The 11,164-nt window shown below is 67.3% G+C and carries 7 protein-coding genes and 4 pseudogenes; 8 read left to right on the forward strand and 3 right to left on the reverse strand.

Translation table 11 applies throughout. From position 1 onward, the window contains the following. Positions 1-279: 279 nt before the first annotated feature. From ACWFRU_RS41790 to ACWFRU_RS41800, 3 genes and pseudogenes are all read left to right on the forward strand, one after another. A pseudogene (locus ACWFRU_RS41790) lies at positions 280-1,767 on the forward strand (glycoside hydrolase family 2 protein); the annotation flags it as partial. A 274-nt stretch (positions 1,768-2,041) separates the two neighbouring features. Further along, the gene (locus tag ACWFRU_RS41795) at positions 2,042-2,443 is read left to right on the forward strand and encodes a hypothetical protein (RefSeq protein ID WP_453694039.1); all 402 of its coding nucleotides are present in this window, start codon (positions 2,042-2,044) and stop codon (positions 2,441-2,443) included. A 33-nt stretch (positions 2,444-2,476) separates the two neighbouring features. Beyond that, positions 2,477-3,367: pseudogene (locus ACWFRU_RS41800) on the forward strand (AbfB domain-containing protein); the annotation flags it as partial. A 620-nt stretch (positions 3,368-3,987) separates the two neighbouring features. On the opposite strand, the gene ACWFRU_RS41805 reads toward ACWFRU_RS41800, so the two are convergent. Further along, on the reverse strand, positions 3,988-4,233 hold the full coding sequence (locus ACWFRU_RS41805) for a dihydrofolate reductase family protein (protein WP_453694041.1): 246 nt from the start codon (positions 4,231-4,233) through the stop codon (positions 3,988-3,990). Positions 4,234-4,713: 480 nt separating this feature from the next. On the opposite strand from ACWFRU_RS41805, the gene ACWFRU_RS41810 reads away from it, so the two are divergent. The 4 genes and pseudogenes from ACWFRU_RS41810 to ACWFRU_RS41825 all read left to right on the forward strand — a co-directional run bounded on the left by ACWFRU_RS41810 (position 4,714) and on the right by ACWFRU_RS41825 (position 7,447). Continuing rightward, complete coding sequence (locus ACWFRU_RS41810) at positions 4,714-5,202, forward strand: hypothetical protein (RefSeq protein WP_453694043.1); 489 nt, start codon at positions 4,714-4,716, stop codon at positions 5,200-5,202. Between the two features lie 41 nt (positions 5,203-5,243). After that, positions 5,244-5,552, forward strand: a pseudogene (locus tag ACWFRU_RS41815) (transposase family protein); the annotation flags it as partial. 1,013 nt (positions 5,553-6,565) lie between these two features. After that, positions 6,566-6,985 (forward strand): hypothetical protein, encoded by a 420-nt coding sequence (locus ACWFRU_RS41820; RefSeq protein ID WP_453694045.1) that lies wholly within the window; start codon positions 6,566-6,568, stop codon positions 6,983-6,985. 288 nt (positions 6,986-7,273) lie between these two features. After that, positions 7,274-7,447, forward strand: a complete 174-nt coding sequence (locus ACWFRU_RS41825) for a hypothetical protein (protein WP_453694047.1) — start codon at positions 7,274-7,276, stop codon at positions 7,445-7,447. 18 nt (positions 7,448-7,465) lie between these two features. Here the strand turns inward: ACWFRU_RS41825 and ACWFRU_RS41830 are convergent, their stop codons facing one another. Then, positions 7,466-8,011, reverse strand: a complete 546-nt coding sequence (locus ACWFRU_RS41830) for a hypothetical protein (RefSeq protein ID WP_453694049.1) — start codon at positions 8,009-8,011, stop codon at positions 7,466-7,468. Between the two features lie 668 nt (positions 8,012-8,679). Between ACWFRU_RS41830 and ACWFRU_RS41835 the strand changes: the two genes are divergently transcribed. After that, on the forward strand, positions 8,680-10,095 hold the full coding sequence (locus ACWFRU_RS41835; protein WP_453694051.1) for an endonuclease/exonuclease/phosphatase family protein: 1,416 nt from the start codon (positions 8,680-8,682) through the stop codon (positions 10,093-10,095). Between the two features lie 739 nt (positions 10,096-10,834). Here ACWFRU_RS41835 and ACWFRU_RS41840 read toward each other — a convergent pair. Next, positions 10,835-10,972: pseudogene (locus tag ACWFRU_RS41840) on the reverse strand (IS110 family transposase); the annotation flags it as partial. Positions 10,973-11,164 lie beyond the last annotated feature (192 nt).

Here is an 11,164-nt window from a genome sequence, read left to right on the forward strand (position 1 = left end):
GACATCCTGAGGTGCTGGACCGGCATCTGCACCACCTGCCAACAACCCCTGCCCAGAAAGCGCAGATCAGCACCAACCTAACGGAGTCCTACTAGTGCATAAGAACTCTCCTTACAACGATGTAAGAGTGCGGCACACGTTCCGGACCCGCTGCCCCGGTGGACTATGCCCCACCCCTGTACAGCGCTGTGAACAACAGCGAGCACTCCACGTGCTCCAGCACCTCCGTTCCGTCGTCCAGCGGCCAGCCGGCCGTGCCCTGCGACTCGAGGAGCTCCGATGCACATCCAGCCCACGCGACTCAGATCGCGGCGCCCCACGCGTCCGCCGTCGCCATTACGTTCGGGCCACACCCTCGGCAACCTGCTGAGTGCCCTCGCCCTGGTCCTGTGCGGTGCCACCGCCCTGGCACCCGCGGCCCAGGCCGCCCCCACCGCCTGGACACCGAAACCGGCGCCGATGACGACGCCGTGGACCAACCAGGTCTCCCGCGACAACCCGCTTCCGGAGTATCCGCGGCCACAACTGACCCGGCCCGACTGGAGCAACCTCAACGGCATCTGGGATTTCGCTGTCACCTCGGCGAATGCCGGGCAGCCGGCCTCGTTCACCGAGCAGATTCGGGTGCCGTTCGTGGCGGAGTCCGCGCTCTCCGGCATCCAGCGCAAGATCACCCAGAGCGACAAGCTTTGGTACAAGCGCACGTTCACCGTGCCGTCGAACTGGAACGGGCGTCGCGTCCAGCTCAACTTCGGTGCCAGCGACTGGCGTACAACGGTGTGGGTGAACGGACAGCAGGCGGGTGCCACACACAGCGGCGGCTACGACGCCTTCCGCTACGACATCACGCCCCTGCTCAACGGTGGCACCAACACCATCGTCGTCTCGGTGTTCGATCCGACCCAGACCGGCGGCCAGGCCGTGGGCAAGCAGCGCATCAACGACGTGACGCCGCATCCGGGCGGCGGCATCTTCTACACCGCAGCCTCCGGCATCTGGCAGACCGTGTGGCTGGAGCCCACCTCACCCGCCCACATCACCCGCCTCGACATGGTGCCGAACCTGTTGGACGCTGCGCTGCGGGTCACTGTTTGGGGCGAGGGGATCAGCGGCCAGAGCGCGCGCGTCACGGTCAGTTCCGGCGGCACGACGGTGGGCACGGCGACCGGCGCGGTCGGCTCGCAGCTGACGGTGCGCATCACCAACCCGCGTCTGTGGTCGCCGGACGACCCGTTCCTGTACGACGTGAAAGCCGACCTCGTCTCCGGCTCCACGGTGTCCGACTCCGTCGGCAGTTACGCGGGTATGCGATCGATCTCGCGCGGCACCGTCGACGGCAAGCAACGGCTCCTGCTCAACGGCAAGTTCGTGTTCCAGAACGGCACCCTCGACCAGGGGTACTGGCCCGACGGCATCTACACCGCGCCCACCGACGACGCCCTCAAGTACGACCTGCAGAAACACAAGGACCTCGGCTTCAACATGGTGCGCAAGCACATCAAGGTGGAGCCGCAGCGGTGGTTCTACTGGGCCGACCGGCTCGGGCTGCTCGTGTGGCAGGACATGCCCTCGATGGACACCCGGCCACCGGACTCGGCCGCCCGCACCCAGTGGGAGGCGGAGTACGACCAGATCATCGACGAGCACCGCAGTTCACCGTCGCTCGTGATGTGGGTCAACCAGAACGAGGGCTGGGGCCAGTACGACCAGGCCCGCATCGCCGACAAGGTGAAGGCCGCCGACCCCTCGCGCCTGGTCGACAACATGAGAAGCCGTGTAGCAACCATGTGAACTGGTCGAGGAGGCTCCACAGCCTTCGAAACGTAGGGTGCTGTAGAACGCGGCGAGCCCAGCCGCTACCCTGCCCAGGACTTGCGTGCCGATCGTGTGCCCCTGACGGAGTCTCATCTGTCAGGGGCTCGCTGCTGGTCGACTCCCCAAGGGGCGTGTCGAGTGGGTGGGGAGTCCCTGGTGCCCTTGCATCTTTGAGGGGCGAGAGTCACACCCTGGGTTGGGACTACGTAGGGTGTGTGACGCCAACATGCTTGATCATCGGGGGTCTTACGTGACAACGGGGAATGCGCAACGGATACGCGTCGCGGCGGGCGTCGCCGCGGTGGCAGGCATGCTGTGGGCGTTGTGGCTCGCCTTCTGGCCGCCTCAGCATGAAGGCAAGGGCCGTCTGCGCGGCGGGGGACTCACGCAAACGCCGATCTCTTGCGGGGCACCGGCGTTGTTCCAGAAGTCGTCGTTCACCGATTGGCTCTACACGGAACGGGAGATGTGGGACAGCACGTCCAAGGAGTTCGCGACTGCGTGCGCCGACAAGGCAGACGAGCGCGTCCGCGGCGCGGTCGGCATCATCGTGGTCACGCTGCCCATCGCCGTGTTGTGGGCGCGGAGCGATCTCGCTTTCCGCGACAAGCGGACAGTCATCGCCTGATTCTCCTGCGATTCCAAGGTTGCGAGACGGCTTCTGAGCGGCATCAATTGCTGTGGCTCGGTCGACGGCGGTAACGGCGATGTGATCGACAACCACATCTATGTGGGCCCCGGCGTGACCGGACCCTCCTCGACCCGTGCCGCCGTCCTGGGCGAGTACGGCGGCCTTGGGCTACGGGTGCCGGGCCATGAGTGGTCGCCGGGCAACGGCTTCTCCTACGAGGACCAGGCCGACGCCGCCCATCTGAACAACCGCTTCATCGGCCTGATCGACGCACTGCGCCTGCAGCAGATGCCTGCCGGTCTGTCCGCGTCGGTCTACACCGAGATCACCGACGTCGAGAACGAGATCAACGGTCTGCTGACCTACGACCGTCAGGTGGTCAAGGTCGACGCGGCGCAGGTCAAGACGGCGAACCAGGCCCTGATAAACGCCTCGACGAATCCGCCGCCACCGACGACCCTGCCCACCGGCCTGAAGTCGCTGCGGGTCACCACCCCCGGCTACACGGACCGTCATCTGCGCCATAGGGACGCGCTCGCCTACACGGAGGTCGTGAACAACGGCAGCAGCGACCTGCTGAAGAACGACGCCACCTGGCGGATCGTGCCGGGCCTGGCCGACAACTCCTGCTACTCCTTCGAGTCCCGCAACTACCCCGGCGAGTACCTGCGCCACCGCGAGTTCCGGGTCCACCGGGAGGCCGGTGATGGCTCGGCGCTGTTCCGTGCGGACGCCACGTTCTGCGCGGTGCCGAGCCAGGGCGGTGTCCGTCTGATGGCCCAGAACTACCCGGGCCAGTATCTGCGCCACTACAACGCCGAGGTGTATCTCGCCGTTCCCGGTGGGTCACGTACCGCGGACAATCCGAGCAACTTCGTCGAGGACACGACCTGGGCCGTGGAGGCACCCTGGGCTCCCTGATCCAATTCCCGGCCCTGATCCAATTCCCGCTCGGTGCGTCCAGGTTCAGCGGCGGGGCTGTGTGGCGGATACCGCTCTGTCGGCGTCGGGTTCGATCCGTTTGCCGCCGTTTAACCTGGACGGTGGGGTTGTTGGTCGCCGCTGTGCCGCCGCTGCGGGAAGCAGCGCAGGGCGCGGCATGGGGCGCCGATACAGCCACCCCTACTGATCTGCTGAAGCTGCGTGAGGATCTGCTCGCTCGCATGGCGAGGCGACACTGAGAGCCGGGATGCCGCCGGTGTCCTGGCCCACGGCGAGGACATCGGCGACAACGCCCCGTCCGATCCCGACCCGACTCGACCCGCATGCGCACCATCGAGGGTGGGCAACGGTTTGCGCAGCGCACCTTTTGCTACCAGGAGGACGGGGGCGCGGTGCGGGTCACCACGGCGGGAAGGCGCCCCTCAAGGGTCTGCTGCGGCAGAGAAGTCCACGCCCAGCAGATCCGGAACACGGCCCCGGTCCAGAGCCCAGCCCTCACGGAGTCTCCGTAGAAGAGAGCGGAGCGCGGAGAGCGGAGAGAGAGTCGGATACGCGTTCCCGCTCACGGACACCGCCCGTCCTCACAGCTTCGCGTGTGCTCACTTCCTCGCATACGTGAGGAAAACGGTGCCGCTGTCCATGATCGTGCTGTCGGTCAGGGTGAAGAACGTCGGGTCGAACGGCTGCTTCTGCCCGAACAGGGGCGTCCCCGAACCGATCGCCATCGGTGCCAGCTCGACGACCAGTTCGTCGATCTCCGCAAAGAGCGCTCCGGCCAGCTCGCCGCCGCCGCACAGCCAGATCCCCTTGCCGTCCTCCTGCTTGAGCTCGCGCACCTTACCCACAGGGTCACCGGCGACGAGCTCGACGCCCGGGTCGGGGGTCGTGGTGAGGGGCCGGTTAGCGCCAGCGGCGGGCTACCTCTACCCCAGGCGGAGCCTGTCCGTCAGCAGAGAGATTCCTCCCGGACACAGCGCCGCGGCCGCCGCAAATGTCCATCTCCATGGTCACGAAGGACACGACACCAGCCGCTGCCCCACGGCACCGCAAGCCGCTCCAACGGGAGTGGGGCCGGTAGCCGCTACGCAGACGTGACCCAGCCGCCACGCCTGTCGCTCCCTCGTTGATCTTCTCCCCACCCAGCAGTACACCCCGCACAAGCCCGGGATCACCCGCGTCGAGAATCCCGCTACCGGCAACGCACAAGCATGAGCATCACTTCACCCACCTCACCATCAGCTCAAGGGGCTGTCCCGTAACGGCCCTGGTGTGGGCTGCCCATGGTCAGCCCGGCTGTATTGGCGGCGAGCTGAGAGACTCCGACCATGGGATCTTGGGGAACCTTATGGCCGGCGCTGTTGTCTCTGGCAGGTGTGGTGCTCGGCGCGGGCGGGTCGTTGTTCGGCCAGTACCTTGTGTCACGGGCGAGTACCCGGCAGTTGGAGACACAGGAGTCAGCCGCGCATCGTACGGAGCTGAAGAACGCGGTCCTGAAGTTCCTCAGTACTGCCTCGCAGGTGGAAAAGACCGCGTTCGCACTCCCCCAGGCCGGCGCCAGCACAGCCGATCCCCCGATCGACCGACTCGTCGATGACCTGTGGCTCGCGCACGCGGAAATCGACCTGTCGGCCAGAACCGAACCCCTGCGCGGCGCTGCCTATCGTTATGCGGCCCGCCTCACCGAGGCAGCCCGCGGCGAATTGGCCGACGCCTCCGCGCTGCGCGGACCGCAAAGGCAGTTCTTCGACGCCGCGTATGACGACATGTGGCCCGGCCAGCGACGAACGGTCGGGAACCCCTCAACGCCTCGATAGGACAGGACTGCCGGGTGAGACGATCTTGCCGTGGCTGGTGCGAAACCGACACCCCTCTGATCGTCATGGTCTGCGAACCCCCGCCCGGCAACCGCCACAACGGCATGGCATGGGAGGAACCCGGTCCGCAAGCCGCCGTGGGCAAGACCCTCACTATGGCCGACGGCGGCTATCTGGACACCGGACTCCTCATGCCTCACCGCCATACCCCGGGCGAGGAGTTGGCCAAGTGGAAGCAAGAACACAACCGCTCTCACAAGCAGGTTCACGCCCGCATCGAACATGCCTTCGCCCGCATGAAGGCCTGGAAAGCCCTCCGCGACTGCCACCTCAAAGGCGACGGCGTCTACCGCCCTCGAGCGTCGGCACGGCCCAGGAGGGCTCCCGGTCTCCTGCGCGCCTGCCGACTGGTGCGCCTTGCGGGCCTTCAGGCACGAGTGTGCTCGTGCCGAGCGACGGCAGGTGCTGTCGCGGGGGCGAGCGGGGCGCATTCCGCGGTGCACGGGTTCGCAGGTGTGCTGATGCCGCGCCGGGAAGACTGCGAGGCCGGCTCACCGGCGGCGCGAACGCTCATCTCTGACTGTGGTTCAGCCAACGGGAGATGTCGGTGATGACGGCGGGGTCGACATGCTGCGGGGTTTCGTATCCGGCAGGGGTGGATGCTCCTGTGCCGGGGAAGAACAGGTGGTTGTCGGCTTCGTATACACGGATATCGACTTCTGGGCGGCCGGCCAGGCCCGTGCGCCATCGCGCCAGGTCGTCGGCGACGGTGGGCGGACAAGATCGTCGGTGGTCCAAGGAAGTACCTGCTGGAGCACTTCAATGCCCTGCGCGACTTCTACCTGCATCCCAACGGCACCTTCTCCTCGTGCTCTGGGGTGGGACTGACCCAGGACCTCATAGTCGGCTCACGACCCAGTACCAGGGGAATTACGTGACGTTCCGGCTGGGGACATACGTGAACGTCCACAGCAGCCATAGCCTGACCCTCCTGCGATTCCAAGGAGGTTGCGTGACGGGTCCTGACAGCGCCTGAACCCGGGCACGCTGTGGACCGCACGCCGTCAAACCCGCCACACTCGCCATACCGGGCGCCTCCCCCCTCCTACGCGTGCGATCAAGCACCCGTGGCCAGGAGCAAGCCCGCCACGAAAACCCCGGCGAGGCGCCGCCCCGCCATGCCGGGCCACCCACCAGGACCCATCCGCGGCCACTTCCGTCACGCACGGTCGCACGGTCGCACGGTCGGGCGGTCGGACTCCCCCTCATATGATCAGCATCCCGGCGCCGTGGCGGTGTGCCCGTGCCGGAAGAGCAATGCCGGAGGGGAAAAGATATGCGCAAGACGGTCGTTGGAGTCGCTGTGACCATGGCGGCTGCGCTGCTCGCAGGGTGCGGCGGCGGAGGCGACGACGCGAAGGCCGATGCCGGCCGCTCGACGAAGCCGGCGCAGGAGCCCGTGAAGGCAGCTAGCAAGTGGGGCAAGCCGAAGACGTACGAAGTGACCGTCGCCGTCGAAGGCGAAGGCAAGCCCCTCATCACGTACGTAACGGACACGCTGCACTCCCAGCAGGCCACCCTCCCCTGGAAGAAGACCACCGCCGTGACGCTCGAAGGCGCGTTCCTCAAATCGGGCATCAACCTGTCCGTGGGGGCCCAAGCCGTCATGACCCCCAGCGGGTCATTCGACTTCCCGCCGTGCAGCATCAAGGTCGACGGGAAGACCGTCGCCTCGTACGCAGGCGGCGGGTCCTCAAAGGGCTGCAAGTACCACTTGAAGTAGCGGTAAGGATGCATGCGGCCCCGGCGGGATCCTCCTCGCCGGGGCCGCATGCTGTCGCGTCCACCTCAGGCCGTCTCGCTTACCGCCCGCATCTCCTGGGGCGGGTCGATGCCGTACTGCGCTTTTTGTACACCGCGGTCGGCATAGTCCCTGTCCGCCGCCTTCACCCTCGAGCGGCATCGGCTTCGTGGTGATGGGCACCGCCGGGCATGCCGCCAGGGTGGCACGGTGCCCTGACATCGCCGGGCTAGCGGGGCCGTTGTCAGTGATCACGGCGATGACGGGCGCGTGAAGAACTATGGGGTCACGTGGACCGATCCTGCCGCTATCAACTGGGCGCCAGGTGTCTCGTACGACGCAAAGAGCGCCGGCCAGCGCACGAAGAAGCTGGTCGCCGAGCGCAGCGAGAACGTCGAAGCGTCGGAGTCGAATCCTGGCGTGCTGCCTACCATCAAGGACTGATGCCGGCCAGGGGGTCGGTCATGGGGCTGGAGCAGTCGTGCCGGGGATGGCCGCGCGGATGCTTTGGACCGCCCCTGCGGCGCTGCGGAAGTGGTCGGCGAGCCTGCAGAACGTCTGCAGTGAGTGGCGGTCATCGAGCGTGTCGCCTGCTGGCAGGTGCGCCTGAAGCAGATTGTGGAGTTCGAGCCAACGGGCGGCCCACTCGGTCACATGCCAGGCGATCATCTCGTCCAGGTAGCGGACTGCAGGTGAAGAGCCGTTGAGGAGCCGCTGCCGGTCCAAGGCTTCGCGGCCCGCGTAGATCTTCTCGAACTGCCAGAGCAGAGCGAAGTAGTGATCCAGAACGTTGCCGTGCACCTGCTCAGCCGGGGCGCTCCCCCGCCGGTAGAACTCAAGGACGCTGCGCGAGCGGGCGACATCCAGCGAGGTCAGATCGCTGTAAAGGGCCAGCGCGAGGTCGAAGCTTGCGCGGATGCTGTTCCCGCGCGCCGTGTAGGCGGCCAGGGCCGCGGCCCCCAGAGCAGCAGCTGCCGATATGAGAGCGATGATCGTGGAGAGGGACATGCCGTACAGGCTGCCCTTCGACGCTCCGGCGCTCTCCCGAACGGCCTTTTTCAGAAGAAGAGTTCGGAGCGGACGTGCACGGGCTCCCGCGTCCGGGGCGCTGCCGCACAGGAGGGGCGCCGCGACACGCAGGTGCGCGGGCCCCCGGTAGACCGCAGGTGCGTGGTGGTTGCTCGCGCAGTTCCCCGCACCCTTGACGGGGCGCGGCCCGCAAGCCGTCATCGTCCCTCTTCCCGTCCCAGTCCACCGTTCCATGGGGATGGAACTCCCGCAGGCCACAGGCCGTTTCACCGTTCCAGCATCCCTTCCTTTCCGTGGAACGTTGTGGGACGGGCCGACGCAGCACGAAGCTCGTGCCTGTCGGCGGCGGCGCACGCTTCGCGACGCTGCCCGGCACATCAGGCCTCGCCCGCACCGCCGAACGCGCTCCCCGATCACGGCACCGCCAGGGAGTGACTTTCGCTGACCCTCGTGCGGCTGTCCGAAGTCGGGGCGCCCAGACCCGGAGACCGAAAGGGGGTCTCCGTCGCCGGCCCCGGGTCAGGGGAGGCGAGGGGCCGGTGGAGCCTGGCCTCCGTTTCCGGACGGAGGCCCCTTACCCGGTGGACCCATGGCCCGCTCCATGGCGGAAGCCGGCCGACGATCTATCCGAGAGGAACTAGAAAGCAATGCTGTTAAGGCATCGCAAACATCGAGTACGTCTTCCACGGAGCCGCCGCGCGCGCGTCACCCTGTTCGTCGCCGCGGCAGCCCTGCTGCCGCTGCCGCTCGTCGTGCCGGCCCTGCCCGGCATGGGGACGCCCGCCCACGCCGCCCCCACGGACCGGCGACTCGGTTCGTGGAACATGAACGGCCAGTTCCTGCGCATGGACGGCCCCGGGCGCGACTCGCGCTGGACGACCAGTGTGGTGCCCCGGTTCGACAACGTCGACATCCTGGCCCTCCAGGAAGCGGGCAGCGAGCCGCCCGGGGCCAATACCGGACGCCGCTTCTCCCAGTCGACCGTCTCCGAGTACATCTGGCATGCCGGAGCGAACGAGCGCAACCCGAACCGGGTCGGCCCCGCCAACATCTACTGGGCCGACGTGGGCCAGCAGCGCAACGGCCTGGCTTTCGTGACCCGGCACACCGTGACGGACGCGGTCACGGTGGACGTCGCCGGGTCCCGGCGGCCCATTTTCGGAATCCAGATCAACAACGACTGGTACTGGACCGGACACGCCCGTTCCCTCGGCAACCAGCCCAACGACCAGGTGCAGATGTACGAAGCGGCCAGGAACTACATGCGGGTCCACGCGCCCGGCGCCGACTGGATGTTCATGGCCGACTTCAACAACCCGCCCGGCAGCATCCCCGTCCAGCTCCAGCGCCACGCCATCATCGCGGACCAGCCCACCCACCAGGGCGGACGCGAGCTGGACTACTGGCTGATGGGGGAACGCAACAACGGCACCCTCAGACTCGACCGCCCGGGCGGGCCGGACACCTCCGACCACTTCTACCTGAACCTCGTGCGCGACCAGTGCCGCAGGGACATCGCCGACTGCGCCTCCCCGCTGCCGGGCCGCACCTACCGGTTCGAGTCCCAGGAGGAGGCAGGACACGCCCTTTCGATCGGGGACCGCCCGCAGGTCACCGAGTTCGACCAGGCCAAGGCCGGAGACGATCCCACTTTCCGGGTGACGGTGCGCTACAGCAACTACCCCGGCACGTACATGCTGTCGGTCGCGGGCGACAAGTGCCTCGTCGCCAAGCCACAGGGCCAGGACTGGTACGCGGACGCCGGGCAGTGCAATCCTGACGACCCGTCGTATCAGTGGCGGCTGACCGCCGACGGAATCCACTCCGTGGCCGCCAAGAACGCCGGTGCCGGTACGGAGCTCCAAGCCGGGATGTCGATCATAGGGAAGGGCCTCAGTAACCCGCTCCTGGAGGACCGCCCCTCCCCCTACCGCCCCGTCGAGGTGGAGGAGCCCCTGCTCGACGACACCGCCGACGACAGCCCCTACAAGCGCGGGGACAACGACGCTCCCGGCGACGGCGATGACGACCGGGGCGACCCGGGTCTCGGCCAGGCCGGCTGACTCGTACACGGGGCGCGCCCCTTGCAGGGCGCGCCCCGCTGCTGCCCTGGGGAGGCCTGCGCTGGGAGTGCTCGCGCACCTGTGCGGCCTCAGGAGTTGCGAACGAAGTGCCGTACGGACGGCTTCTGCGGCCTCCGAACCGTTCCGGTCGTTCGGGCGTCCGGAGCGAGCGCGATCGAATGGGGAGCCCTGAACTTCCGGACTGGACTGGCGAGGTTTCGGTGCTCTGGTGACCATGGGGATGCGGATGAACCCTCGGGAGGGCAGGTGAGGGAGCTGGAGAAGAGAGGCAGGCGCCCCAGCGGGTCGACGCCAGCTGGGGTTTGGAGCGGATGATCGCCGCGCTCGCCGGAGTCTCCGAGCCCGGATCGGCCCCGGAGGAGTGCAGGTCTACCGACCCTCGCCACGCGGACTACGCCCACTCCGTCAAGGAACTCAGCGCCCGTACACAGGGCTGGCCATCTCTCGCGGCCTATTACCGGGTCGACGCCGCTGGAGACCGACCGATGAGGTGCTCAACGAACTCGCAGCAGCCACGGCCCACCGCTCGGCGCTGGCAGAAGCCCGCTGGCTCCTCGGCGGGGTAGAAAGCAATACTGCCGCCGTCGAACTGAACCACGCGCTCTGGCATATCGCATGGCTGGCCCGCGGCATACCGACCACCGGCATCACCGCATGGCCTGAGGCGTACCTCGAGTTCCGGAAAGCGCGCGAGGACTTTCTGATGGCCGTGCGCCGTCACCTCCTCGCCCAGGGCCAGGACGTCGGTGAGGAGTTCGAGCAGTTCGGGTACGTCGTCGGCGACGCGTCGTGACAGCAGCCGACGATTGCTCTCGTCGAGCGCGACGCAGTAGTGATGGGTCTTGCCTGGGTCGATGCCGGCTCACATTTGCGACCATGTGGTGCCTGCGTGCGGTGGGGTGTGCTGATCTATCTGACCGTCCATGCCGAAGGACCTCCTTCTGCGTCGCCGGTTAGGCACTGTTTCTCGGATCTCCTGACGTGGGTGGGTAGTTGGCGTCAGGCTGGTCGTATGGGTCGTGGTGATTTAACGAATGCGGAGTGGGAC

The sequence above is a fragment of the Streptomyces sp. NPDC055099 genome (assembly GCF_053607685.1).